Consider the following 24,862-nt stretch of genomic DNA (forward strand, 5'->3'; position numbering starts at 1 on the left):
CGTTGGTCACCGACCGCACGATCGCCATGCCTGGCGGCAGCGAAGCCCACTCGCCTGCGGCAGCGGCGCCCGACCGACCCGCACTCGAAGCAGACGCCAACAGGACCCCGGCGGCGTGGTCACCGACCGCACGATCGCCATGCCTGGCGGCAGCGAAGCCCACTCGCCTGCGGCAGCGGCGCCCGACCGACCCGCACTCGAAGCAGACGCCAGCAGGACCCCGGCGGGGTGGTCGCCGACCACGCGATCGCCGTGCCCAGCGGCGCCGAACCCCGCTCGCCTGCGGCAGCAGCCCGCGCTCGAAGCGCGCGCCCACCGTCAAGACCGCGGGCGGAGTGGTCGCCGGCCGTGTGCCCCCGGGCGCGTGGCGGTTTCGTCGGCTACCTCACGTGCACCACCACAAGAACCGTTTGCATGTCTGGGTCGGGGACGGGTGGGCGGTCGGGACGGAGGTCGGCGCGGCCGTGGTCGGGGCGGGGGCCGGCTCGGCCGTGGTCGTGGCGGTCGGGCGGGAGGTTGCAGTGCCCGAGCCGGTGGCCGACGAGTCGTCGGACTTGTCCGTCGCCTTGTCGTCGGGGGACTTGGACGCCTTGTCCTTGTCGGACTTCGAGGACGACGGGGAGACGGAGGCGGTCGAGGAGGTGCCCTCTCCCGACGAGCCGCCGGACGCGTCGTCCAGGGGCCCGGTGGCCTTGCCGGCCTTCGCGGACGAGGAGCCGCCGTCCGTCGTCGCGCCTCCGGCCGCGGCCGGTTTCGGGCTGGAGAACGGGGCGTCGATGCCCAGTTCGGCAAGGCTCAGTCCACCCGCGGCGAGGACGAACCCCGCGGTGATCAGAATCGTGCGGCGCCGCCGTCGACGGTGGGCCGCGGCCTTGCGGTCGCGACGGCTCGCGTCGGCGCCGGACGGACCCTCGGCGGCGCCTCCGCGCGCCCGGCCCCGGCCGCGGCCACGGCCCTGCTCGCGGCGCCGGGCCGCGCGTCCCCGCGGCTCGTTCTCATCGCTGCCACCATCGCCGTCGGCGTCGTCGCCCTCGTCGTCGTAACCGTCGTACGGGGACTCGTCCTTGTACTCGTGCGGACCCTGAGGGACCGCGTCCGCTTCCTGCTGATACGCGCGTAGCTCTTCGACGGGTGTGCCGCACCCCGGGCAGGCGAGGGCGCCGTTGAGGTGCCGTCGGCACGGGTGGCAGTAGTCCATGACGCCGGAAGACTAAGTTCCGCACCGGTCACGTTCCTAGGCGCCACTGTGAAGGTTCTGTGGGAGATCGAAAAAGCTCTCGAAAGCCTTGTCGAAACCGTTACCTGTTCGACCCATTGACACCCCCGCCGCCCCGTCCTTACTGTCACGCCAGCATTTCGAACGTGTGACGAAATCTCGAACAGCTGAGAGGCAACTGCCGTGCGCATCACCGGAATCAGCACACACGTGGTGGGGACGCCGTGGCGCAACCTGACCTACGTGCAGGTGCACACCGACGAGGGGATCACGGGAGTCGGCGAGACCCGGATGCTCGGTCACACCGACGCGCTGATCGGCTATCTGCGGGAGGCCGAGGCCAACCACATTCTCGGTTCGGACCCGTTCGCCGTCGAGGACCTCGTACGCCGTATGAAGTACGGCGACTTCGGCCGGGCGGGTGAAATCGTGATGTCCGGCATCGCGGTCGTCGAGATGGCCTGCTGGGACATCAAGGGCAAGGCGCTCGGCGTCCCGGTCTGGCAGCTGCTCGGCGGCAAGGTGACCGACAAGGTCAAGGCGTACGCCAACGGCTGGTACACGACGGAGCGGTCCCCGGAGGCCTACCACAAGGCCGCCCAGGAGGTCATGGCCCGCGGCTACAAGGCCCTCAAGATCGACCCGTTCGGCACCGGGCACTTCGAGCTCGACCACGCGCAGACCCTCTACTCCGTCTCCCTCATCGAGGCGGTGCGCGACGCCATCGGCCCGGACGCCGAGCTGATGCTGGAGATGCACGGCCGCTTCTCCCCCGCCACCGCGGTCCGGCTGGCCAGGGAGCTGGCCCCGTTCAAGCCCGCCTGGCTGGAGGAGCCGGTGCCGCCGGAGAACCTCAAGGCGCTGGAGAAGGTGGCCGCCAAGGTGGACCTGCCGGTCGCCACCGGTGAGCGGATCCACGACCGGATCGAGTTCCGTGAGCTCTTCGAGAGCCAGGCCGTCGACATCATCCAGCCGGACGTCGGCCACATCGGCGGCATCTGGGAGACCCGGAAGCTGGCCGCCACCGCCGAGACCCACTACATGCTCGTCGCCCCCCACAACGTGGGCGGCTCCGTGCTCACCGCGGCCTCCCTCCAGGTCGGGTTCACCTCCCCGAACTTCAAGATCCTGGAGCACTTCAACGACTTCGCCGACGCGGAGATCAAGAAGGTCGTCAGGGGCGCCCCGGAGGTCGTGGACGGGTACTTCCAGCTGTCCGACGCGCCCGGTCTCGGCGTCGAGTTCGACGCGGACGCGGCCGCCGAGTTCCCCCAGCAGCAGGCCCGGTTCGACCTGTGGGCCGACGGCTGGGAGCAGCGCAAGCCGAAGGGTGCCCAGAAGTGAACACCGCCGTCGTCGTCGAAGCACCGGGCGAGCACCGCGTCGTACCGCACGAGCCGCGCGATCCGGGTCCGGGCGAGGCACTGGTCGCCGTGCACGCCGTCGGCATCTGCGGCAGCGACCGCGAGGTGTACCAGGGCAACCGGCCCGAGGGCTACGTCCGTTACCCGCTGACGCCCGGCCACGAGTGGTCCGGCACGGTGTGGTCGGTGGGTGCCGGGGTGCCGGACTCCCTGGTCGGCCGCAAGGTGGTCGGCGAGGGCTTCCGCAACTGCCAGGTGTGCGACCGCTGCCACGCGGGCGAGACCACCCTGTGCACCGCGGGGTACGAGGAGACCGGCTTCACCCAGCCGGGCGCCATGGCCACCACGCTCACGCTCCCGGCCCGGCTGCTGCACGTCCTGCCGGACGAGGCGGACCTCACCGCCGCAGCCCTCCTGGAGCCGGCCGCCTGTATCGCGGCCGCCGCGCTCAAGGGGAACGCCCGGCCGGGCGAGCGGGTCGCGGTGGTGGGCACCGGGACGCTGGGGATGTTCGCGGTGCAGTTCCTGAAGGCCGTCTCGCCGTCGGAGCTGCTGGTCGTGGGCACCCGCAACGACCGGGAGGCGCTGTCCAGGCGGTTCGGGGCGAGTGACTTCCGTACCAAGGACCAGGAGCTTCCCGACGACTTCGACGTCGTCATCGAGACCGCCGGGTCCGCGTCCGCCGCGCGCACCGCCGCCTCCCTGCTCAGGCGCGGCGGACGCCTGGTCCTCACGGGCATCCCGGCGCCGGGTGCCGAGGGTCTCGACCCGACCGGTCTGGTCGTACGGCAGCTGGAGGTGCACACCGTCTTCGGGGCGCCGCCGGACGCCTGGGCGCACGCGGTACGGGTGTTCGGCGCCGGGTTGCTCGACCCGCTGCCCCTGGTCACGCACGAGCTGCCGCTGACCGAGTTCTCGCAGGCCATCGAGCTGGTGGGAGCCGGCGATCCGAAGGTCGGCAAGGTGCTGCTCCGCCCCTAGCCGTACGCCGGTCACGGCGTCACCTGACGGCGCCGTGACCGGCGTACCACCCAGCCCTTTTTCATACCCAGAGCCGCGAACCTTGTCCGAAATATCGAACACGAAGGACAGCTTGTGACCGACGCATCCGCCACGGCAGCCCGCCGGCCCGGTGAGCAGGCGCTCACCACCCTGGGCCTGGGCGCGCCCGCCCTCGATCCCGCCGACGCCTCCGCGCACACCTTCCCGGGCGGCGGCCGCTGGCGCACCGAGATCCCCTCGTGCGAGGGTCCCGAGGCGCTGGCGGTCGTCCTCAAGGAGTCCTCCCGGCTCGACGTGCCGATCCACCGGATCAGCCAGGGCAGCGGCGTGTGGATGCTCACCGACGCCGAGATCACCGAGATGGTCGAGGCCACCGGCGAACGCGACATAGAACTCTGCCTGTTCACCGGCCCGCGCGGCACCTGGGACATCGGCGGCTCGGTGCGCAGCGACTCACGCGGCGGCGGCCTGCGCGCCCGGGGCCACGACGCGGTCGCCGGATGCGTCGAAGACGCCGTCCGGGCAACCGAGTTGGGCGTCAAGTGCCTGCTGGTAGCCGACGAGGGCGTGCTGTGGACCCTGCACCGGGCACGTGAGAGCGGCATCATCCCGGCCGACACCACGCTCAAGGTCTCGGCACTGATCGGACCCGTCAACCCGGCGTCGTACGCGGTGTACGAGCGCCTCGGCGCCGACTCCCTCAATGTGCCCAGCGATCTGACGCTCGATCATCTGACCGAGATCCGCCGGGTGTCCGCCGCCCCCATGGACATGTACATCGAGGCCCCCGACGACCTCGGCGGATACATCCGGATGTACGAGGTCGCCGAGCTGATCCGGCGCGGCGCACCGCTCTATCTGAAGTTCGGTCTGTCCAAGGCTCCCGGCATCTACCCGTGGGGCACCCATCTGCGGGACGTGACCCTGGACACCGCCCGGGAGCGGGTGCGGCGCGGCCGCCTCGCCCTGGACCTGCTCGCCCGGCACGGCGCGGACGGCGACATGGCGCCGCTCGGCTCCCGGTTGCCCGGACCGCTCAACCGCTTTCCCGCCGGCGCCTGAAACGCCCAGGACCCCCCAATGTCGAGACGAACAAGGACTGATCACATGCGCAACCGCAGAGCCGCCCTCGCCGTCATGGCCTCGGCCGCCTCCCTCGCCCTCACCCTGTCCGCCTGCGGCCAGAACAGCGAGGGCGGCAGCAAGGACAAGGGCGGCAGCGTCAAGGGGGCCACCATCGGCATCGCGATGCCGACCAAGTCCTCCGAGCGCTGGATATCCGACGGCAACAACGTCGTCAAGAACCTGGAGTCCAAGGGCTACAAGACCAAGCTGGTCTTCGGCGAGGACGACCCCGACCAGCAGGTCTCGCAGATCGAGAACCTGATCACCCAGGGCGTCAAGGGCCTGATCGTCGCGGCGATCGACAACAAGTCCCTGAACAACGTGCTCCAGGAGGCCGCGGACGCCAACATCCCGGTCATCGCCTACGACCGGCTGATACTCGGCACCAAGAACGTCGACTACTACGCGTCCTTCGACAACAGCAAGGTCGGCGAGCTCCAGGCCAACTACATCGTCGACAAGCTGGGCCTGAAGAGCGGCAAGGGCCCCTTCAACATCGAGCTGTTCGCCGGCTCCAACGACGACAACAACACCAAGTACTTCTTCAACGGCGCGATGAGCGTCCTGAAGCCGTACATCGACAGCAAGAAGCTGGTCGTCCGCTCCGGCCAGACCGAGCTCACCAAGGTCACCACCCTGCGCTGGGACGGCGCCACCGCCCAGAAGCGCATGGACGACATCCTGACCTCGTCCTACAAGAGCCAGCGGGTCGACGCGGTCCTTTCCCCGTACGACGGCATCTCCATCGGCATCCTGTCCTCGCTGAAGTCCGACGGCTACGGCTCCAAGAGCAAGCCGCTGCCGGTCATCACCGGCCAGGACGCCGAGCTGGCCTCGGTGAAGTCGATCATCGCCGGGGAGCAGACGCAGACCGTCTACAAGGACACCCGCAAGCTCGCCGAAGTCGCCGCGACCATGGTCGACGACACCCTCAAGGGCAAGAAGCCCGAGGTCAACGACACCAAGACCTATGACAACGGCACCAAGGTCGTGCCCTCCTACCTGCTCCAGCCGGTCAGCGTCGACAAGGCCAACTACGAGGACGTGCTGGTCAAGGGCGGCTACTACACCGACGCCGAACTCAAGTAGTCCGGACGCACCCGACCCCGACAACACTGATTGGAAGGCACGACCATGGCGGGACCCGTCCTGGAAATGCGCTCGATCGTCAAGACCTTTCCCGGTGTCAAAGCGCTCTCGGACGTCACTCTGACCGTCCGCCAGGGCGAGGTCCACGCCATCTGCGGTGAGAACGGCGCCGGGAAGTCCACCTTGATGAAGGTGCTCTCCGGCGTCCATCCGCACGGCACGTACGAGGGCGAGGTCCTCTTCGAGGGAGAGGTCTGCCGCTTCAAGGACATCCGGGCGAGCGAGCACCACGGCATCGTCATCATCCACCAGGAGCTGGCGCTGGTGCCGTACCTCTCCGTCGCGGAGAACATCTTCCTCGGCAACGAGCACGCCAGGCGCGGGCTCATCAACTGGAACGAGACCCTCAGGCACGCCACCGAACTGCTGCGCCGGGTCGGTCTCGACGAGCATCCGGAGACCCGGGTCGCCGACATCGGCGTCGGCAAGCAGCAGCTCGTGGAGATCGCCAAGGCGCTGTCGAAGTCGGTCAAGCTGCTCATCCTCGACGAGCCGACGGCGGCCCTGAACGACGAGGACAGCGGCAAGCTCCTGGACCTCATCCTGGAGCTGAAGAACCAGGGCATCACCTCGATCATCATCTCCCACAAGCTCAACGAGATCCGCAAGGTCGCCGACTCGGTGACGATCATCCGCGACGGGAGGTCCATCGAGACGCTGGACGTCAAGGCCGCGGAGACCACCGAGGAGCGGATCATCGCCGGCATGGTGGGCCGCGACCTGGACCACCGCTTCCCCGAGCGCACCCCGCACGAGGCGGAGGAGGGCGCGGCCCCGGCGCTGGAGATCCGCAACTGGACCGTGCACCATCCGATCGACCAGCAGCGCAAGGTGGTCGACGACGTGTCGATCCAGGTGCGCCGCGGGGAGATCGTCGGCATCGCGGGCCTGATGGGCGCCGGCCGCACCGAGCTCGCGATGAGCGTCTTCGGGCGGACCTACGGCCGGTACGCGGGCGGCACGGTCCTCAAGGACGGCAAGGAGATCCGTACGAAGTCCGTCGCCGAGGCGGTGGACCACGGGATCGCGTACGTCACCGAGGACCGCAAGCACTACGGCCTCAACCTCATCGACACCATCAACCGCAACATCTCGCTGACCGCGCTGGGCAAGGTCGCCAAGCGGGGGATCGTCGACGAGCACGAGGAGCGGCAGGTCTCCGAGGGCTACCGCAAGTCCATGAACATCAAGGCGCCGACCGTCTTCGAGCCGGTGGGCAAGCTGTCCGGCGGCAATCAGCAGAAGGTCGTCCTGAGCAAGTGGATCTTCGCAGGGCCGGACGTGCTGATCCTGGACGAGCCCACGCGCGGCATCGACGTGGGCGCCAAGTACGAGATCTACACGGTCATCGACCAGCTGGCCGCCCAGGGCAAGGCGGTCGTCTTCATCTCCTCCGAGCTGCCCGAGCTGCTCGGTATGTGCGACCGCATCTACACGATGTCCGCGGGACGGCTGACCGGTGAGGTGCCACGGGCCGAGGCCACGCAGGAAGTGCTGATGCGTCATATGACGAAGGACAAAGAGGTAACGCGATGAGCACGGATGTCACCGCCAAGAGCCCGGCCCCCGCGCCGCCGGGCAGGAGCGGGCCGGCCACGGGCGGGGGTCTGCTCGGGCTGATGCTGGACGGCCTGCGCCGCAACATGCGGCAGTACGGCATGCTGATCGCCCTCGGCCTGATCGTCGTGCTCTTCGCGATCTGGACCGACGGGGACCTGCTGCTGCCGCGCAACGTCTCCAACCTGGTGCTGCAGAACAGCTACATCCTGATCCTCGCGATCGGCATGATGCTGGTGATCATCGCGGGCCACATCGATCTGTCGGTCGGCTCGCTGACCGCGTTCGTGGGTGCCTTCGCGGCCGTGCTGACGGTGCAGCACGGGATGGCCTGGCCGCTCGCCCTGGTGCTGTGCCTGCTGGTGGGCGCGGTCGCGGGCTCGGTCCAGGGATTCCTGATCGCCTATCTCGGCATACCGTCCTTCATCGTCACCCTCGCCGGGATGCTGCTCTTCCGCGGCCTCACGGAGATCCTGCTCAAGGGCCAGACCCTCGGCCCGTTCCCCGACGGTCTGCAGAAGATGGGCAACGGCTTCCTGCCCGAGGCCGGCCCGCACACCAACTACCACAACCTCACGCTGCTCCTCGGCCTCGTGCTGATCGTCGCCGTGGTGTGGCAGGAGGTGCGGGACCGCGGCCGTCAGCAGGAGTTCGCGCTGGAGGTGCTGCCCGGCCGTCTCTTCCTGCTGAAGCTGGTCGCCCTGGTCGCCGCGATCCTCACCCTGACGATGCTGCTCGCCAGCTACAAGGGCGCGCCCATCGTGCTGATCATCCTCGGCGCGCTGGTGGTCGGCTACGGCTACATCATGCGCAACGCCGTCTTCGGCCGTCACATCTACGCGATCGGCGGCAACCTGCCGGCGGCCAAGCTGTCCGGCGTCAAGGACAAGAAGGTCACCTTCTATGTCTTCCTGAACATGGGCGTGCTCGCGGCCCTGGCGGGTCTGGTGGTCGCCGCCCGTCTGAACGCGGCCTCGCCGAAGGCGGGCGTCAACTTCGAACTGGAGGCGATCGCCTCCTCGTTCATCGGTGGCGCGTCCATGAGCGGCGGTGTCGGCACCGTCCTCGGCGCCATCATCGGCGGTCTCGTCCTCGGCGTGCTGAACAACGGCATGAACCTCCTCAGCGTCGGCACCGACTGGCAACAGGTCATCAAGGGCCTCGCCCTGCTGGTGGCGGTCGGCTTCGATGTGTGGAACAAGCGCAAGTCCGGTTCGTAAGTAGCTCGGGCCCCGCCGGAAACGGCGGGGCCCCTCCCTTTACAGGAGCCGCACATGGAACTGAACAGACGCACGGTCATAGCAGGCGCCGCGGCCGCTGGCCTCGCCGCCACGACCCTCGGAACGGGCACCGCCGAGGCCGCCGGCGGCGGCAGGCTGCCGAAGAAGTCGCTCTTCGGGAAGCTCGCCGACGGCACCAAGGTGTACCGCTGGTCGCTGGAGAACGGCGGCACCCGGCTGAAGGTCCTCAACTGGGGCGGTGTCGTCCAGTGCCTGGAACTGCCCGACCGGCACGGCCACTACGCCAACGTCTCGCTGGGCTTCGACAACATCGACGACTACGTGGCGAAGACGCCGTACTTCGGCGCCCTGATCGGGCGCTACGGCAACCGCATCGGCAAGGGACAGTTCACGCTGGACGGCAAGTCCTACCAGCTGTCCGTGAACGACGGTGTGAACAGCCTGCACGGCGGGGTCAAGGGCTTCGACAAGCACATCTGGGACGTCGAGCCGTTCACCAAGGGCTCCGACGTGGGCCTGCACCTGTACTACACCAGCGTCGACGGTGAGATGGGCTACCCGGGCACGCTCCGGACGAAGGTGACGTACACCCTCACCCGGCACGGCGACTGGCGTATCGACTACGAGGCCACCACCGACAAGGCCACCGTCGTCAACCTCACCAGCCACGTCTACTGGAACCTGGCCGGCGAGGGCAGCGGCACGATCGAGAACCACGAGCTCACGATCGCCGCCTCCCGCTACACCCCCACCGACACGGGACTGATCCCCACCGGCGAGCTCGCGAGGGTCCAGGGCACCCCCTTCGACTTCCGCAAGACGAAGGCGATCGGCCGCGACATCCGCGCCGGCCACGTCCAGCAGGTGCAGGCCAAGGGCTACGACCACAACTGGGCCCTGGACAAGGGCAGCACCGCCGAGCCCGAGCACGTCGCCAGCCTGCGCGACCCGCACTCCGGCCGCACCCTGCGGATCGCCACCGACCAGCCGGGCCTGCAGTTCTACTCCGGCAACTTCCTCGACGGCACCCTGACCGGCACCGGCGGCCGCACCTACCGCCAGGGCGACGCCCTCTGCCTGGAGACTCAGCACTTCCCGGACTCGCCGAACAAGCCCGCGTTCCCGTCGACCGTGCTGCGCCCGGGGCAGACGTACCGGACGACGACGATCCACTCCTTCGGTGTCTGAACGACCTGCGTGACCTGCGTGATCTGAGCCACGGGGCCCGTGACGCGGCGCACGGGCCCCGGGTTCCCGAACACACACTTCTTTCACACGTGTTGAACAGCCCACCACCCGTCTCCGTATAGAGAGGTGGCCCGTGCTCCCCCGCGCGGGCCACCCAGGACGACGAGCCCAGCCGTCCCCGTCGGGCTCGCCTCATACGGAGGTTCCATGGCCGAAAACGTCACCTCGCTGTTCCGCAACACCGCGGCACACAGCCCGTCGATGGCGGCGCTGACGCGGCAGGGCGGCGACGGGGCCGGGCCGGTGGACTTCTGTATCCCCTGTAATCCGTACTTCCCCACCCCGGCGATGTTCGAGGAGATGTCGGCCCGGCTGCGGGACATCATCACGTACTACCCGAGCAGCGCCGACACCATCACGGCGGAGCTGTGCAACCTGCTGCAACTGCCGCCGCAGTGCGTGGCGATGGGCAACGGCTCCACGGAGCTGATCACCTGGATCGACCACCTGCTGGTCCGTGAGTCCCTGGCCGTCCCGGTGCCCACCTTCGGCCGCTGGACGGACCAGCCGATGGAGACCGGCAAGCGCGTCGACATGTTCCCGCTCCAGGAGTCCAGCGGCTTCGCCCTGGACCTGGCGCAGTACGCGGAGTTCATCCGCAAGCGCTGCACCCGCGTGGCCGTCATCTGCAACCCGAACAACCCCGACGGCGGATTCATCCACCGCCAGGCGCTGGTGCAGTTCATGGACGCGATGGCGGACCTGGACCTGGTGGTGATCGACGAGTCCTTCCTGGAGTTCGCCGACGCCGAGGCCGAGCCGAGCGTCGTGCAGGAGGCGATGCTGCGCCCGAACGTGGTCGTGCTGCGCAGCCTCGGCAAGAACTTCGGACTGCACGGCATACGCTTCGGCTATCTGGTCGCCAACCCGTCCCTGGCGGGCAAGGTCCGCTCCATGCTTCCCAAGTGGAACCTCAACTCCTTCGCCGAGCACGTGGTGTTCATGCTGAAGGAGCACGGCGCGGAGTATGCGCAGAGCCTCATGCAGGTGCGTCGCGACCGGCTGGAGATGGCCAGCCAGCTGTCCGCGCTGCCGGGTCTGACGGTCTATCCGTCGCAGGGCAACTTCCTCTTCGTGCGCCTGCCCGTCGGCGCCGAGGGCACCGTGGTCCGGGACCGGATGCTCACCGAGCACCGGATCCTGGTCCGTGAGTGCGGCAACAAGATCGGTTCTTCCAGCCGCTTCCTGAGGCTCGTGGTGCGCCCCCAGGTCGACGTGCGTCGCCTGGTGTCCGGCCTGGAGCAGGTGCTCTACGGGTCCAGGAGGGGAGCCGCCGTACCCGAGCTGAGCACAGGGACCAGCTACAGCTCGGGTACGGCGGCGGTGGACCGGCTGGTGAGCGAGACCAACGGCGCCGGGATGCTGGGGCTTGCCGCGCAGGCCATCGGTGCCGGCGCCGCCCCGGCCGCCGGCACCGGCATGCCGCTCCCCGCCGCCGTCCAGCCGGCCGGCGTCGGGATGCCGATGCCGGCGGCAGCCCAGGCCATGCAGCAGCCCATGGCCGCCCCGGCCGCCCCTCCGGCGCCGACCCCGATGCCAACCTCGATGCCAACCCCGATGCCGGTCCCCACGCCGGTCCCCACACCGGTTCCGGCACCGGTCCCCACGCCGGTGCCGGCGCCGTTCCCCACGCCGGTGCCGGCGCCGTTCCCCACGCCGGTGCCGGCACCCGCCGCCGCGGTCGCCGGGCCCACCCCTCCCGGGGTCCCGGCCCGCGGCGGCCTCACCGCGGCCCAGGTCCGCGGTATGACGGCCCCGGCCCCGGGGCTGACCCCGGCTCCGGCGACGGGCTGGCCGAACGCCCAGAGCTGGCCGAACGCGGCGGGCATGGGACAGGCGGGCTAGGGCCGGCCCTCACACGGCTGTCTCAACGGCGCCTTGACGGTCCGACGTCACCGAAGGAAAGCCGGGCGCCCCGCTCAAGTTCGCCCTCACCGTCGTGAACTCCGCCTGCACCCCCTCAGCAACGCCCTGGTGGAGATCCGGCACGCCGACGCGCTCGGCGAGTACTCCGGCTACGTCGGCAACAACGGCCACACCGAGTCGGACGACGGCACCTTCCTGCGCGGCGGCGTACGACGGAGGAGGCGCATCGTCCGGTCTCCTGGCCCTCACCGCCCTGGGCAGCTCGGCCTCCTCCGGCTACAGCGGCACGCTCACCCTCGGCGTGGACGACTGACCGGCGCGACACGAGAGCCACGGGCCCGCGCCCTGCCTCGCAGGGCGCGGGCCCGTGTGCGTACCCGGGTGCGGTCGGGGTACGCGTCCCCGGTGCGGTCGGGGCCGATCGTCAGGCCGTCAGACCGTCAGGACTTCGCGGGGCATGTCTTCCATGCCATGTGGTACACGGTGCTGATGTCACCGTCCGTCGAGTCCATCGTCATGAAACTGACCTTGCCGGGGTTGGCGCTGCCGGCGTTGACCCGGAGCTCGGTGTTGATGTTGAAGTTGCGCAGCACCCCGCAGGGCGCCCAGACCAGCTGCGCCCAGTCGGTGCTGTCGGTGGCCTGCCAGTCGTCGTTGTAGGGACCGCTGAACGGGTGGGTCTTGGCCGCGGTGTTCGAGGAGCCCTGGAAGTAGTAGGAGGCTCTCTGGACGCCGCTCGCGCCGGACTGGAGCGAGGCGAAGCCGCGGTAGTCGGCGCTGGCGATGGCGTAGGTGAAGCCCTGCGGGACGTGCACGATCAGGTTGAGCTGGCAGTTCTTGCGGAAGGACGTCGGGTCGGAGTTGCCGCCGGCCTGGGCGAGGTACTGGCTGTAGGTGACCGTGAAGGCGGTGTTGTCGGGCGAGACGGCGACGGCGGCGGTGCCCTGCGGACAGCCCGAGCCGTTCACTGTGGCGACATCGATGACGATCTTGTCCGGGGGCGGGTTGTCGATCACGGAGGACGGGCTCTGGCCCGGCAGCGCGGTGGTGAGGAGAGCGGCGACCGCGCCGCTCAGAAGGAGTCCACCAGTCATGGTTTCTCCAGTCGTGGAGTGGGGGGTGGAACGCCTCCGGCCCATGAAGAAACTGTGTGGCACCTGTGAAGGCCGGGGCGGCGATCGCATCGTAGAAAGCCGCACGAGAGCAGGGCAGGGCGAACTCAGGCCATTCACACCAGCGGATTTCACACTCCATCGCCGACGACCGCGCGCCGTTCACCGGCGAGGTTCAGGGGTTCTCCCAGGACGCCGGTTCCGCCGCGAGCCGGCGTACCGGCTCGGGGAGGGTGTCCGTCGCGATGTCGGCGATCGTGACGCCCTCCAGGATCTTGCGCACGTTGGCGCGCAGCGCGATCCACACGGGGAGCAGCGGCTGGGCGGTCCCCGTGTAGGCGAGGCCCGTGGGGCGCTCGCCCCGCACCGAGACGATCGGGCCGTCCACCGCGCGGATGACATCGGCCACCGTGATCTTCGACGCCTCGCGGGCCAGCCGGTAGCCGCCGCCCCCGCCGCGCCTGCTGTCCACGATTCCGGCGCGCCTCAGATCCCCCAGGATCCCCTCCAGGAACTTGTGCGGGATGACCTGTTCGGTGGCGATTTCCTCCGCCTTAACCGGGCCTTCACCCTGCCGTACGGCTACCTCCAGCACCGCCCGTACCGCGTAATCCGCCCGTGCCGAGATCCTCATGGGTCCATTGTGGGGCGTACCTCCATGGAGAATGGCCGGACCCGCGCCCCGTAAGATCGCCCGGGAGGATCCCTTGGCGCTCAGCAGACGTTCATTCAGTGCCCTCGCCGGCTCGGCCGCGCTCGGCTTCGCCCTGGGCGGCAGCGGCGGCCCCGGGGCGCCCTCGGCGTATGCCGCGCGCAGCGTGCCGACCGGCCCGGCCCCCGCCCCGCCGAGCGCCGACGGACGACGGCACACGATCGGGTACGACCACTACTCGCTCGTCGTGGACGGCAGACGGCTGGTCGTCTGGTCCGGCGAGATGCATCCCTTCCGGCTGCCCAGCCCGTCCCTGTGGCGGGACGTGCTGCAGAAGATGCGGGCGCACGGCTACAACGCGGTCAGCATCTATGTGTCGTGGAACTACCACTCCCCCGCTCCCGGCCACCACGACTTCACGGGTGTGCGGGATCTCGATCTGTTCCTGCGCATGGCGGCCGAGACCGGGCTGTATGTGATCCTCCGCCCGGGTCCCTACATCAACGCCGAGATCGACGGCGGCGGCTTCCCGGGCTGGCTCACGGCCACACCGGGGACGGCGAGGACGGCAGACCCCGCCTATCTGAAGTACGCCGACGAGTGGCTCACCGCGGTGAACCGGATCGCCCGCCGGCATCTGTTCACCGAGGGCACCGGCACGATCCTGCTGTACCAGATCGAGAACGAGTACGACGCCCATGTGAGCGAGCCGGCCGGCCGCGACTACATGTCCCATCTGTACCGGAAGGTGCGGCGGGACGGGATCGACGTCCCCCTCTTCCACAACGACAAGGGCAGGAACGGCCACTGGGTCCCCGGCACCTTCGACACGGGTGGTGAGAAGGGGAACTGGCTGTACGGCTTCGACGGCTACCCGTCGCCCGCCCAGCCGCCGCCGGACTGGGGGCACTTCGGGCCCGGCGGGCTCAAGGGCGGTGCCACGGCCAGTCCGCGCACACCGGGGTTCGTGCCCGAGTTCGGGGGCGGCTGGTTCGACCCGTGGGGCGGGGCGTGGTTCCAGGGCAAGGGGTACGCCGAGTCGCGGCGCACCCGGGACGCGGCCTACGAGCGGCGCTTCTACCTGACCAACCTGGCCAACGGCATCACGCTGCACAACGTCTACATGACCTTCGGCGGCACCTCGTGGGGCTGGCTGCCCGCGCCGGTCGTCTACACGTCGTACGACTACGGCGCGGCCATCGACGAGGCGCGCAACGTCACCGAGAAGATCGCCCCGATGCACCAGCTCGGGCATCTGCTGCAACGGGTGCCCGACTTCGCCAAGCTGGACCGGGCCGAGGACGTGCGGGCCGACGGGCTCAAGGTGTACCACCTCACCAACCCGGACACCGAGGCTCATGTGTACGTCGTGCGCAACGACGGCACGAAGGCGGTCACCTCCAGTCTGCCGACCGCCGAGGGCGACGTCCCGGTCACCGTTCCGGCCCGGGACGCCAAGCTGCTGACGACCGGGCTCTCCCTCGGCAAGCGCCGGCTGAGGTACTGCACCGCGCAGCCCATGATGGTCATCAACGCGGGACGCCAGGACATCGCGCTGTTCACCGGGCGGTACGGCGAGATGGCGCGCCTGGTCCTGGAGTGCCCGGTCGAGCCCGTCGTCAACCGGCTGGACCCCGAGGCCGGCTGGGTGTACGACCGCAACGCCCTGTATGTGAACGTGCCCCTCGGCCAGGGCGGGCTCACCCGTGTGCTGGTCGAGCGCGGTGAGAGCGAGACACCGCTGCTGCTCCTGTTCGCCGACGACGCGACCGGGGTGCGCCTGTGGCCGTACGACACCCCGTCCGGCACCGTGTTCGTCTACGGCCCGGCGCTGCTGCGCCATGTCGCGCTGAACGGCTCCACGGTCGAGCTCACCGGCGACACGATCGGGGAGACCGGTCTGGAGGTGTGGGGGCCGCGCGGGATCGAGAGCGTGACGTGGAACGGGCGCCCGGTGCCCACTCGGATCACCACCTCCAAGAGCCTGTACGCGGAGACGCTGGTGCCGGGCGTGCCCGAGGTGCGGCTGCCCGAGCTGGGCGGCTGGCGCATGCGCACCGAGAATCCGGAGGCCTGGCCGAACTTCGACGACTCCGCGTGGCGGGCCGCCGACCGGACGACGTCGTACAGCACCACACCGGTACCGAAGGGACAGCCGGTGCTGTTCGCCGACGACTACGGCTTCCACTACGGCGACGTGTGGTACCGCGGCACGTTCACGGACTCGACCGGCATCGAGGAGGTCTCGCTCGGCTACAGCACCGGTACCCAGGGTCTGCTGATGGCATGGCTGGACGGGGAGCCGCTGGGCACGCACCGGATGCCGGTTCCGGACAACAGCACGGTCCGCAAGGGCAGTTGGGCGGCCACGGCCGCCTTCCCGGTGCGCGAGCAGCTGCGCGGTCCCGGCCGGCATGTGCTGTCCGTACTGGTCCGGCGCATGCAGCACGACCAGGACGGCAAGGCGCTCGACACGCACAAGGTGGCCCGCGGGCTGACCGAGGTCTCCTTCAAGGGGGCGGCGCCGAAGGTCGGTTGGCGTCTGCAGGGCGAGGCGGCCGTCGATCCCGTGCGCGGGCCGCAGAACAACGGCGGGCTGTACGGCGAGCGGGAGGGCTGGCACCTGCCGGGTCTCGCGGACGGGGACTGGGAGGCCGTGGCCTTCCCGCGTGCCGAGCGGCGGCAGGGCGTGACCTGGTACCGGACCGAGTTCAAACTGGCCGTGCCCGCCGGCATCGACGCCTCGGTCGGGCTGGTCCTGGAGGACGACCCGTACCGCTCCTACCGGGCGCAGATCTTCCTCAACGGCTGGAACATGGGCCAGTACATCAACGACGTCGGCCCGCAGCACACCTTCGTCCTGCCGAACGGCATCCTGCGCACCCGGGGCACCAACACCCTGGCCCTGGCGGTGCTGTCGGAGCTGACCACGCAGTCGGGCCCGGGCCGGGTGCGGCTGACGCTGCTGGGCAGCGCGGCCGGAGGGGTGCCGGTGACACCGGTGGCCTCCCCCGGCCGCTGAGGCCTGCGCCTGCCGGTGAGGCCTAGGCCAGCCGGATCACGTTCCAGGACAGCGGCTCCAGTACGGCGGTGAGCCTGCCGTCCTGGAGGGTGGTGCCCTCGGCCGGGTGCGGGGCGACCCGCTCCGGGTCGTCGAGGGTGTTGCGGGCGTCGGGGTCGGCGTCCGCGAGGGCGCTGTGCTCGACGACGGAGGTCAGGCCGAGCCCGTTCAGGGCGATCTCCAGCGGGAGCGGCTCGGTGCGGCCGCGGTTGACGGCGAACACGGTGACCGTGCCGTCGTCGGCGCGGACCGCAGTGGCGTGCAGCAGGTCGGCCTCGCCGTACCTCTTCGTCTCATAGGTCGGCGAGTCCACCCGGACGTCGAGGACCGTGCCGCGCCCGTACCGGGAGGCCTGCGCGAACGGGAAGAAGGTCGTCTGCCGCCAGGCCGGTCCGCCGGGCTCGGTCAGGATCGGCGCGATGACATTGACCAGCTGGGCGAGGCAGGCGACGGCGACACGGTCGGCGTGCCGGAGCAGGGCGATGAGCAGCGAGCCGAGGACCACGGCGTCCAGGACGCTGTAGTTGTCCTCCAGCAGGCGGGGGGCCTCCGGCCAGCCCGCGGGGTCCTGCGCCTCGGCGTGCGCCTCCCAGCGGGACATGTACCAGACGTTCCACTCGTCGAAGGAGAGGCTGATCCTCTTGCGGGACTTGAGCCGGGCGCCGATGTGGTCGCAGGTGGCGACGACGTTCTCGATGAAGGACTCCATGTCGACGGCGGAGGCGAGGAAGGAGTCGAGGTCGCCGTCGACGGGCTCGTAGTAGGCGTGCAGGGAGATGTGGTCTACCACGTCGTAGGCCTCCGCCAGGACGGTGGCCTCCCACTCGGCGAAGGTGGGCATGGACTGGTTGGAGGAGCCGCAGGCGACGAGTTCGACGTCCGGGTCGAGCTGCCGCATGGCGCGGGCGGTCTCGGCGGCGAGACGGCCGTATTCCCGGGCGGTCTTGTGGCCGGTCTGCCAGGGGCCGTCCATTTCGTTCCCGAGGCACCACAGCCGGATGCCGAAGGGGTCCTTGTCGCCGTGGGCGGCGCGCAGGTCGGACAGGGCGGTGCCGGAGGGGTGGTTGGCGTACTCCTGGAGCTCCAGCGCTTCCGCGACGCCACGGGTGCCGAGGTTGAGGGCCAGCATGGGCTCGGCCCCGGGGCCGATCTTCCGGAGGAAGGCGATGTACTCGGAGAGGCCGAAGCGGTTGGTCTCCGTGGAGTGCCAGGCGAGGTCGAGGCGGCGGGGGCGGTCCTCGACGGGGCCGACGGAGTCCTCCCACCTGTAGCCGGAGACGAAGTTGCCGCCGGGGTAGCGGACGGTGGTGACACCGAGTTCGCGGATCAGCTCCAGCACGTCCGTGCGCAGGCCGGCCGCGTCGGCGCCGGGATGGCCGGGTTCGAAGATGCCGGTGTAGACACAGCGGCCGAGGTGTTCGACGAAGGATCCGAAGAGACGGGGGTCGACCTCGCCGACCGTGAAGGCCGGGTCGAGGGTGAAGCGGGCGGTGCTGCGCTTGCTCATGGGGTCCGTTTCCCTGCCCTGTTGTTCGACATCTCGAATTGTGATCGCAACCTCGGACCGGACCGTAAGATCCGGGCGTCGGCGCGTCAATGGGGCCGGCGTGACTTTCGGGCGGCTCCCGTCACCGAAGTGATCATTCCTGGTTGAACCACGGTCGTCGGATCGCATGACGCGAACACGTCCGGGCGCGTAATCTCGGACAGGCCGTCGACCGGCGGTGAGAAGGGGGAGTGATGGACATCGCGGGCGCGCGGCAGCGGGCTGCCCGGATCGCCGCGAGGCTGTGGCGCACCCGTTCCGCATCGGGCAAGCGCGGACTCGCCGCCGACCTCGCCCGTGCGGTGCGTGCGAGACCCCATCCCCCCGCCGACGTACGCGAGTTGTGCCGGGCGCTGTGCGCGGCCATGGGCGAGCGGCGAGCCGGGCGGCCGGTCGAGCTGCGCTTCGAACGCTTCCCCGACGAGATCGAAGTCACCGGTCTGTGGGTGGAGTTCCAGGACTTCGACCTGGTCATCGTGGAGGAACGGGCCGAGGCCCTGCAGCAACTGGTCATACTCGGCCATGAGTTGTGGCACCTGCACGCGGGGCACCGGCACCATCACGGCGTCGGCGCGGCCACCGTCCACGCGCTGGCGGGCCTGGACGACGTCGCCCTGAGGGTCGCCGCCCGCAACGGCTCACGCGAGGCCGACGAGGCCGCGGCCGACGACTTCGGGCACCGGCTCGCCGCGGCCTTCCGGCCCCTGCTGTCCGGGCAGGGGACCCGCGCGCGCCTCGACCCGGTCCAGCGCTCCATGGGCTACCGCGGAGGTGCGGCGCGGTGACGAACGCCTTCGGCCTGCCGGGGCCCGATCTGTCCCGCGGTCTGTACATCTCCTTCTGGCTGCCGACGGTGGTCCTCACCGTCGCGCTGGCCATCAAACTGCCCAGCATCATCAAGATGTGGCGCGACCCGCTGCTGCGGGCCGTCGGCGGACTGCTGCTGTTCGCCTGCGCGGTGTTCGTCTTCGCGGCCCCCAAGACCATCTCCTGGACCAACCGGGTCACCGGGGTGCCGAACATCTCGGCGCCCTGGGTGTATTCGCTGCTGACCGCGCTCTGCGCGTCCTGGCTGCTGCTGATCATCGCCTGGCGCAACGGCATCTCCGACCGCTCGGCCGCGACCCGTCGCGCGACCCGGTGGGTCGTCTCCCTCTACGCCGGTGTGGTCGTCGCCCTGTGGGTGCTGTTCGCGCTCGCGGACGTCCCCGTGGAACGCCTGCAGGACCTGGACACCTACTACGCCAACACGCCGTTCATGCGCGAGGAGATCCTCCTCTATCTGATCGCGCACACCGTGGCCTGCACGATCACCGCCCGGCTGATCTGGAACTGGATCCGCACCGACGGCCTCGACGCCTGGCTGCGCTGGGGGCTCAGGTTCCTGGGCGTCGGCTACGCGACGAACCTGCTCTTCGACGCCTCCAAGCTCACCGCCGTCGTCGCCCGCTGGACCGGCCACGACCTGGACTGGCTGAGCACGTACCTGGCGCCGTCGGCCGCCTGTGTCTCCGCCACCCTGGTCGCCGTGGGCTTCATCATCCCGCACGCGGGGCAGTACCTGGCCGAGCGCTGGCACGTGCGCCTCAGCCACTGGCAACTGCGGCCCCTCTACCAACTGATGCGGACCGTCACCGGCAACCGCGAGCCCTTCACGCCCCGCGCCACCGGGGAACTGCGCCTGATCCGCCGCGAGACGTTCATCCGCGACGCGCTCCTCCAGCTCTCCCGGCACCTCGACGAGGGCCTGCGCACCCGGTCGTACGAGGCCGCCCGCGCCCTCGGCGCCGAGCCCGGCCGGGCGGAGGCACTCGCCGCCGCCGTGACGATCCTGGACGCCGTCGAGACCCGCAGGCGGTCGCCGGAGACCGACGCCACCGCCGCCTCGTCCGGCCCGGACACCACCTATCTGCTCCAGAAGATCCAGGCCGTGTCCCGGGCCCTGAGCCACCCCGACGACATCGAGGCGGTGCGCGCCCGGGCGACCGCCCCGGCAGAGAGTGCCCGCGCATGAGTGAACGCTCCACCCCCGCCGCCAGAACCGCCGTCGTGCTGGGGGGATCCCACACCGGCATGCTCGCGGCGCGGGCCCTGGCCGGCTTCGCCGACCGTGTCGTGGTCGTCGACCGCGACGTCCTGCCCGAGGGGCCCGAGCCACGCCGCGGGCTGCCGCAGGCGCGGCACGCCCACATGCTGTGGTCGGGCGGCGTACGGGCCGTGGAGGACCTGCTGCCGGGCATCACCGAGGCACTGCGGAGCGCGGGCGCCCACCGGCTGCCGGTCACCACGGACGTGGTCGCCCTGTCCTCGCAGGGCTGGTTCCGCCGCTGGCCGGAGTCCCACCATGTGATCCTGGCCGGCCGCGACCTGCTGGACGCCACGATCCGCGCGAAGGTCCTCGCCGACGAGCGCATCGAACTCCTCGGCGGAGCCGAGGTGCTGGGGCTCACCGGGACGGACCTGGAGGTCACCGGCGTACGCATCCGGACGCCGGACGACGAGGAACGCACCCTCGCCGCCGCCCTGGTCGTCGACGCCACCGGGCGCGGCTCCGGGACACCCCGGTGGCTGGCCGCGCTCGGGCTGCCCGCGCCGGAGCGGCGCGAGGTGGACTCCGGGCTGGTGTACGCGAGCCGCCTCTTCCTCGCCCCCGACCAGGCCCGGGACGGCTTCCCGGTCGTCAATGTGCAGGCCGACCCGCGCGCCGGGGTCCCGGGCCGGTCGGGCTGGCTGGTGCCCATCGAGAACGGCCGGTGGATCGCCACCCTGTCCGGCACCCGTGGCGGCGAACCGTCTGCGGAGAACGACGACTTCCTCCCCTTCGCCCGCGCGCTGCCGCACCCGGTGGTCGGCGATCTGCTCGGCAACGCGGAACCGCTGTCCGACGTGTCGGTCACCCGCGCCACCGTCAACCGCCGTCACTTCTACGAGCGGATGCCGGTCTGGCCCGAGAACTTCGCCGTCGTCGGCGACGCGCTCGCCGCGTTCAACCCGATCTACGGGCAGGGCCTGGCGGCGGCCGCCCAGAGCGTGCGGATCATGCGGGACGTGATACGGCGTCAGGGGTGGGCCGTGCCGGGGCTGTCGCGCCGTGTCCAGAAGGCGGTGGCCCGACCGGTCCGGGCCGCCTGGGACCTGGCGATAGGCCAGGACGTGTTCTACCCGGGCGCGACGGAGAACGGCCCCACGCTCAGGGACCGGCTCGTGGCCGCCTACGTCGACCGGCTCATGCTCACGGCCACGGGTAACGGCCGGGTCGCCCGCAGGGTCACCGACGTGACGTCCCTGGAGCGGGGCGCCGAGGTGCTGCTCGCCCCCGACGTGCTCCTGGCGGCGGCGATCGGCCCGCTCAAGCCTCGGCTGAGCGGGCCGCCGCTGACCGCCGAGGAACGCAAGGCGGGCGGGCTGTTGTGAGTCCGGGGGCGGTCAGCCCGCGAACGCCGGCTGGGGCAGGCCCTTGCCCGCTCCCGGGACCACCAGGAGCGAGCCGGCCACCGGGTGCGGTGCCGTCAGTCCCACCCGTGCCGTGGTGATGTACAGGTCCGTCAGTTCCGGGCCCCCGAAGGCGCACGACGTCACCCGTGGGGTCGGCAGTTCGATGACGCGGTCCTGCTCGCCGTCCGGGGTGTACCGGCGCACCTCGCCGCCGTCCCACAGCGCCACCCACACACAGCCGTCGGCGTCGACCGTCAGCCCGTCGGGAAAGCCCGCGCCGTCCTCGATCTCCGCGAGCCGGCGCCGGTCCACGGCCCGTCCGTCCTCGTGGTGGAAGACGTCGATGCGCCGCGTCGGCGAGTCGACGTAGTACATCAGGCGGCCGTCGGGGCTCCACCCGGTGCCGTTGCTGACCGCCACGTCGTCGAGGACCGTCCCGGCCGAGCCGTCGCCGGTGATCCGGAAGAGCGTGCCGCCCCCGGGCGCCTCGTCGTAGCGCATCGTGCCCGCCCACAGCGAGCCGTCCGGTGCGACCGCGGCGTCGTTCGCACGGCGGCCGGGGACGGGCTCGTGGTGCAGCCACCGGAAGGTGTCGTCCGGGTCCAGGAGGCCCACGCCGTCCCTGAGGTTCAGGACCAGGCCGCCGCCCGCCCTGGGCTTGGCGGCGCCGACGTGCTGGTGCGTCGTGCGGACCGTACGGCGGCCGGTGGACGGGTCGTAGGTGTGGACCCGCGAGCCCAGGACGTCCACCCAGAGCAGCCGGCCGGTCGCGGGGTCCCAGGTCGGGCCCTCGCCGAGCGTCGCGTGCGCGGCCACCGCCACCTCGTAGGCCGTCATGCGGCGCCCCGGTGGCCGAGGCGTTCCGACAGCTCGGCCGCGCCCTTGGCGGCGAGCTGCTCCAGCTCGTCGCGGCGTTCGTCGCTCCAGCGGATCATGGGGACGGAGATGGACAGGGCGGCGACCACCTGGCCCGTGCGGTCCCGCACCGGCGCGGCCACGCAGCTCACGTCCGGGTTGGACTCGCGGCTCTCGACCGCGATGCCGCGCTGCCGGATCTCCGCCAGGGCCTCGCGCAGGACGCCCGGGTCGGTGATGCTGTTGGGGGTCATCGCGGCCAGTTCGGCGTCGTCCGGGAGGCGCGAGGCCAGCTCCGGCTCGGGCAGCGAGGCCAGCAGCATCTTGCCGACCGAGGTGCAGTGGGCGGGCAGCCGCCGGCCGGCCGCCGACACCATGCGCACGGCGTGCGTGGAGTCGACCTTGGCGATGTAGATGACGTCGGTGCCCTCCAGGATCGCCACATGGACCGTCTCGTCGCAGGTCTCGGCGACGGACCGGGCCACCTGCTGGCCCTCGGCGGCGAGGTCGAGCTGCTCGGCGTAGCGGCTGCCGAGCTGGTACGGGCGCACACCGAGCCGGTACCGTCCGGGCTGGCCCGGCACGGGCACGATGTACGACCGGGCGGCGAGCGTGGTGACCAGTTCGTGCACGGTGGTGCGCGGCAGCTGTAGCTTGCGCACGATGTCGGGGGCGGAGAGCGTCCCGTCCCCGTCGAGGAAGAGCTCAAGAATGTCGAGAGCCCGGGTCACGGCAGGTACGAGGCGTCCCACGTCCGGCCCCCTCCCTTGGGTCTAAGCGCCTGTGTTCGAAATTTCAACAGACGATCGGCATGACGAACGAACACAGGCTAGTCATGGTGGGTTGTACGGGCAATGGTTCTGTACACGGGTGATGAATGTGCGTTCGACCACGGCCCCGCCGCTACCGTCCCCGCCACCACCGTCCCCGCCACCACCGTCCCCGCCACCACCGGTGCCGCCACTACCGGTGCGCCCTCGGATCGCCCAGCTCTCCGCGCAGCCGCTGGGCGCGCAGCACCAGCTCCAGCTCGAAGCGGCGGTCCGGGTCGTCGATCCCGTCGCCCCACAGCTCGCGGATCTGCCGCAGGCGGTAGCGGACGGTCTGTGGATGGACGCCGAGACGCGCGGCCACCTCCGGGGCGCCTCCCCGCGTCTCCAACCACGCCAGTAACGTTTCCGCAAGCCTTCTCCCATGCGTCGGCCCGCAGTGCGCCAGCGGCGCCAGGCAGCGCAGCGCCAGGTCGTCGATCAGCTCCTCGGGCTGCAGCAGCACCAGGGCCTCCGTGTGCTCGGTGCAGTGCAGTACCTCTCCGGCCGGCAGCAGCCCCCGCTCCATCAGGTGTACGGCGGCCTCGGCCCAGCGCAGCGACTTGCCGGCGTCGGGCAGCGGCACCGGCGGGCCGATCGCCCCGGCCCAGCCGGACAGCGCCCGGTGCAGCAGCTCGGGGCGGCCCCCGGCATCGGGGTCGGGGACGACCATCCGCGGCTGCTCGTACTCCATGTCGAGCAGCACGCCCTGCCCCACCGCCGGGGCCATCGCCTCCCGCGCCGGGCGCAGCAGCACCCCCACCGCGACCTTCCCGGGCAGCGGCCAGCCGATCCGGGCGGCCCGTTCGGCCAGCGCGTCGGCCGGATCGCCCCGGTGGCGCTCGGCGAGGAGCAGTTCCATCAGCCGGCGCTGCAGGCGCAGCCGTTCCCCGGCCTGGCGGGCGGCGGCCTCGGCATAGCCGCGCACCGACTGGTCGACCAGGCCGTCGAGATACTCGTAACCCGCGTCGACCAGTTCGTACATGGCCGGTGGCGGGATGTCGAGGCGCTGGCCGATCTCGGCGAAGCGGCGCCAGGCCAGCCGTACTCCCAGGCGGTACATCGCCTGGAGGGAGTCGAGGCTGCGGCCGCCCAGGCCTTCGCCCCGGCCGAACTCCTGGAACACGCCGGGCGGTACGGTCGGGCGGCCCTCGGAACTCTCCAGGTGCTGGACGAAGACCTCGATGGCCCGGCGGATGCCGATCAGCGCCATCGGCTCACCGCTCTCGTCGAACACGACGGGCAGGCCGGGGTACTCGCGGCGGATCTCGCCCAGGATCTCCTCGGCCAGCGCGGGCGCCTCGGCCATGGCGAGCGCGGCGAACTGCCGAACCTGGAGGCGGGGCACGTCGTGCCAGGCCGAACGGGCGGACACGGGGGCCGGCCAGGCGGGCGGCATTCTCCGGTTCGTCTCCGGCGCGCCGCTCCGGGTCACGGGGTCAACTCCCCTGGCCGGCTTGCTCGTAGCTGATCAAAGGGGTGTTGGGCTGGTCGGGCCGGGCGTCGAGCAGCGCGACGACACCGAGCGCGGTACCCACGGCGAGGGCGGCGGCGGCCACGACGGTGAGCGCGGCGGCGAGCAGTCTGGACATCGCAGGGTCAGCCTCTCTGTCCGAGTCGGCCC

The 24,862-nt window shown here is 70.8% G+C and carries 20 protein-coding genes and 1 pseudogene; 13 read left to right on the forward strand and 8 right to left on the reverse strand.

The features are described 5' to 3' along the window. Window positions 1–385: 385 nt before the first annotated feature. Window positions 386–1,198: a hypothetical protein gene (locus tag AB0I54_RS39995; protein WP_363301241.1), complete on the reverse strand. Its 813-nt coding sequence runs from the start codon at window positions 1,196–1,198 to the stop codon at window positions 386–388. Window positions 1,199–1,399: 201 nt separating this feature from the next. Here AB0I54_RS39995 and AB0I54_RS40000 point away from each other — a divergent pair, with 201 nt between their 5' ends. From AB0I54_RS40000 to AB0I54_RS40040, 9 genes and pseudogenes are all read left to right on the forward strand, one after another. After that, window positions 1,400–2,560, forward strand: a complete 1,161-nt coding sequence (locus AB0I54_RS40000; protein WP_363301242.1) for a mandelate racemase/muconate lactonizing enzyme family protein — start codon at window positions 1,400–1,402, stop codon at window positions 2,558–2,560. Then, complete coding sequence (locus tag AB0I54_RS40005) at window positions 2,557–3,561, forward strand: alcohol dehydrogenase catalytic domain-containing protein (RefSeq protein WP_363301243.1); 1,005 nt, start codon at window positions 2,557–2,559, stop codon at window positions 3,559–3,561. Before AB0I54_RS40000 ends, AB0I54_RS40005 begins: the two co-directional genes overlap by 4 nt. A gap of 114 nt (window positions 3,562–3,675) precedes the next feature. Next, on the forward strand, window positions 3,676–4,644 hold the full coding sequence (locus tag AB0I54_RS40010) for a hypothetical protein (RefSeq protein WP_363301244.1): 969 nt from the start codon (window positions 3,676–3,678) through the stop codon (window positions 4,642–4,644). Between the two features lie 45 nt (window positions 4,645–4,689). After that, on the forward strand, window positions 4,690–5,796 hold the full coding sequence (chvE, locus tag AB0I54_RS40015) for a multiple monosaccharide ABC transporter substrate-binding protein (RefSeq protein ID WP_363301245.1): 1,107 nt from the start codon (window positions 4,690–4,692) through the stop codon (window positions 5,794–5,796). 45 nt (window positions 5,797–5,841) lie between these two features. Continuing rightward, entirely contained in the window at window positions 5,842–7,392 is a 1,551-nt protein-coding gene (gene mmsA / locus AB0I54_RS40020; RefSeq protein WP_363301246.1) for a multiple monosaccharide ABC transporter ATP-binding protein, read from the forward strand. Next, window positions 7,389–8,633, forward strand: coding sequence for a multiple monosaccharide ABC transporter permease (gene mmsB, locus AB0I54_RS40025; RefSeq protein ID WP_363301247.1), 1,245 nt, complete (start codon window positions 7,389–7,391; stop codon window positions 8,631–8,633). The genes mmsA and mmsB overlap by 4 nt, the downstream gene beginning before the upstream one ends. A gap of 54 nt (window positions 8,634–8,687) precedes the next feature. After that, on the forward strand, window positions 8,688–9,842 hold the full coding sequence (locus AB0I54_RS40030) for an aldose epimerase family protein (protein WP_363301248.1): 1,155 nt from the start codon (window positions 8,688–8,690) through the stop codon (window positions 9,840–9,842). Between the two features lie 207 nt (window positions 9,843–10,049). Beyond that, entirely contained in the window at window positions 10,050–11,747 is a 1,698-nt protein-coding gene (locus AB0I54_RS40035) for a histidinol-phosphate transaminase (protein WP_363301249.1), read from the forward strand. A gap of 37 nt (window positions 11,748–11,784) precedes the next feature. After that, window positions 11,785–12,081, forward strand: a pseudogene (locus AB0I54_RS40040) (hypothetical protein); the annotation flags it as partial. A 127-nt stretch (window positions 12,082–12,208) separates the two neighbouring features. Here AB0I54_RS40040 and AB0I54_RS40045 read toward each other — a convergent pair. Together AB0I54_RS40045 and AB0I54_RS40050 are read right to left on the reverse strand one after the other, a co-directional pair. Then, window positions 12,209–12,862, reverse strand: coding sequence for a DUF4360 domain-containing protein (locus AB0I54_RS40045; RefSeq protein WP_363301250.1), 654 nt, complete (start codon window positions 12,860–12,862; stop codon window positions 12,209–12,211). A 193-nt stretch (window positions 12,863–13,055) separates the two neighbouring features. Beyond that, window positions 13,056–13,514: an Rrf2 family transcriptional regulator gene (locus AB0I54_RS40050; RefSeq protein WP_363301251.1), complete on the reverse strand. Its 459-nt coding sequence runs from the start codon at window positions 13,512–13,514 to the stop codon at window positions 13,056–13,058. A gap of 73 nt (window positions 13,515–13,587) precedes the next feature. Here AB0I54_RS40050 and AB0I54_RS40055 point away from each other — a divergent pair, with 73 nt between their 5' ends. Next, window positions 13,588–16,554, forward strand: a complete 2,967-nt coding sequence (locus AB0I54_RS40055; RefSeq protein ID WP_363301252.1) for a beta-galactosidase — start codon at window positions 13,588–13,590, stop codon at window positions 16,552–16,554. Between the two features lie 22 nt (window positions 16,555–16,576). Here the strand turns inward: AB0I54_RS40055 and AB0I54_RS40060 are convergent, their stop codons facing one another. Then, complete coding sequence (locus tag AB0I54_RS40060) at window positions 16,577–18,100, reverse strand: alpha-N-arabinofuranosidase (protein WP_363301253.1); 1,524 nt, start codon at window positions 18,098–18,100, stop codon at window positions 16,577–16,579. 233 nt (window positions 18,101–18,333) lie between these two features. On the opposite strand from AB0I54_RS40060, the gene AB0I54_RS40065 reads away from it, so the two are divergent. From AB0I54_RS40065 to AB0I54_RS40075, 3 genes are read left to right on the forward strand one after another with little or no spacing between them, the layout of a single operon-like run. Then, on the forward strand, window positions 18,334–18,924 hold the full coding sequence (locus AB0I54_RS40065) for a toxin-antitoxin system, toxin component family protein (protein ID WP_363301254.1): 591 nt from the start codon (window positions 18,334–18,336) through the stop codon (window positions 18,922–18,924). Beyond that, on the forward strand, window positions 18,921–20,153 hold the full coding sequence (locus tag AB0I54_RS40070) for an MAB_1171c family putative transporter (protein ID WP_363301255.1): 1,233 nt from the start codon (window positions 18,921–18,923) through the stop codon (window positions 20,151–20,153). The genes AB0I54_RS40065 and AB0I54_RS40070 overlap by 4 nt, the downstream gene beginning before the upstream one ends. Continuing rightward, complete coding sequence (locus AB0I54_RS40075; RefSeq protein ID WP_363301256.1) at window positions 20,150–21,553, forward strand: pyridine nucleotide-disulfide oxidoreductase; 1,404 nt, start codon at window positions 20,150–20,152, stop codon at window positions 21,551–21,553. Before AB0I54_RS40070 ends, AB0I54_RS40075 begins: the two co-directional genes overlap by 4 nt. 12 nt (window positions 21,554–21,565) lie before the next feature. Here the strand turns inward: AB0I54_RS40075 and AB0I54_RS40080 are convergent, their stop codons facing one another. The 4 genes from AB0I54_RS40080 to AB0I54_RS40095 form a co-directional block, all read right to left on the reverse strand. Continuing rightward, window positions 21,566–22,411 carry an SMP-30/gluconolactonase/LRE family protein gene (locus AB0I54_RS40080; protein ID WP_363301257.1) on the reverse strand — a complete coding sequence of 282 codons (846 nt, stop codon included), beginning with the start codon at window positions 22,409–22,411 and terminating at the stop codon, window positions 21,566–21,568. Next, window positions 22,408–23,181, reverse strand: a complete 774-nt coding sequence (locus AB0I54_RS40085; protein WP_363301258.1) for an IclR family transcriptional regulator — start codon at window positions 23,179–23,181, stop codon at window positions 22,408–22,410. Before AB0I54_RS40085 ends, AB0I54_RS40080 begins: the two co-directional genes overlap by 4 nt. 211 nt (window positions 23,182–23,392) lie before the next feature. Next, complete coding sequence (locus tag AB0I54_RS40090; protein ID WP_363301282.1) at window positions 23,393–24,637, reverse strand: helix-turn-helix domain-containing protein; 1,245 nt, start codon at window positions 24,635–24,637, stop codon at window positions 23,393–23,395. Window positions 24,638–24,677: 40 nt separating this feature from the next. Continuing rightward, entirely contained in the window at window positions 24,678–24,830 is a 153-nt protein-coding gene (locus tag AB0I54_RS40095) for a hypothetical protein (RefSeq protein ID WP_363301259.1), read from the reverse strand. Between the last annotated feature and the right edge of the window lie 32 nt (window positions 24,831–24,862).

The organism is Streptomyces sp. NPDC050625 (genome assembly GCF_040654755.1).
Classification (GTDB): Bacteria; Actinomycetota; Actinomycetes; order Streptomycetales; family Streptomycetaceae; genus Streptomyces.

What these genes read in the sequence shown, in the direction of transcription:
- AB0I54_RS39995 (WP_363301241.1), bottom strand. Translation starts at nt 1,198, where the DNA reads ATGGACTACTGCCACCCGTGCCGACGGCACCTCAACGGCGCCCTCGCC.
- chvE (WP_363301245.1), top strand. Translation starts at nt 4,690, where the DNA reads ATGCGCAACCGCAGAGCCGCCCTCGCCGTCATGGCCTCGGCCGCCTCC.
- mmsA (WP_363301246.1), top strand. Translation starts at nt 5,842, where the DNA reads ATGGCGGGACCCGTCCTGGAAATGCGCTCGATCGTCAAGACCTTTCCC.
- mmsB (WP_363301247.1), top strand. Translation starts at nt 7,389, where the DNA reads ATGAGCACGGATGTCACCGCCAAGAGCCCGGCCCCCGCGCCGCCGGGC.
- AB0I54_RS40030 (WP_363301248.1), top strand. Translation starts at nt 8,688, where the DNA reads ATGGAACTGAACAGACGCACGGTCATAGCAGGCGCCGCGGCCGCTGGC.
- AB0I54_RS40035 (WP_363301249.1), top strand. Translation starts at nt 10,050, where the DNA reads ATGGCCGAAAACGTCACCTCGCTGTTCCGCAACACCGCGGCACACAGC.
- AB0I54_RS40045 (WP_363301250.1), bottom strand. Translation starts at nt 12,862, where the DNA reads ATGACTGGTGGACTCCTTCTGAGCGGCGCGGTCGCCGCTCTCCTCACC.
- AB0I54_RS40050 (WP_363301251.1), bottom strand. Translation starts at nt 13,514, where the DNA reads ATGAGGATCTCGGCACGGGCGGATTACGCGGTACGGGCGGTGCTGGAG.
- AB0I54_RS40060 (WP_363301253.1), bottom strand. Translation starts at nt 18,100, where the DNA reads ATGAGCAAGCGCAGCACCGCCCGCTTCACCCTCGACCCGGCCTTCACG.
- AB0I54_RS40065 (WP_363301254.1), top strand. Translation starts at nt 18,334, where the DNA reads ATGGACATCGCGGGCGCGCGGCAGCGGGCTGCCCGGATCGCCGCGAGG.
- AB0I54_RS40075 (WP_363301256.1), top strand. Translation starts at nt 20,150, where the DNA reads ATGAGTGAACGCTCCACCCCCGCCGCCAGAACCGCCGTCGTGCTGGGG.
- AB0I54_RS40080 (WP_363301257.1), bottom strand. Translation starts at nt 22,411, where the DNA reads ATGACGGCCTACGAGGTGGCGGTGGCCGCGCACGCGACGCTCGGCGAG.
- AB0I54_RS40090 (WP_363301282.1), bottom strand. Translation starts at nt 24,637, where the DNA reads ATGCCGCCCGCCTGGCCGGCCCCCGTGTCCGCCCGTTCGGCCTGGCAC.
- AB0I54_RS40095 (WP_363301259.1), bottom strand. Translation starts at nt 24,830, where the DNA reads ATGTCCAGACTGCTCGCCGCCGCGCTCACCGTCGTGGCCGCCGCCGCC.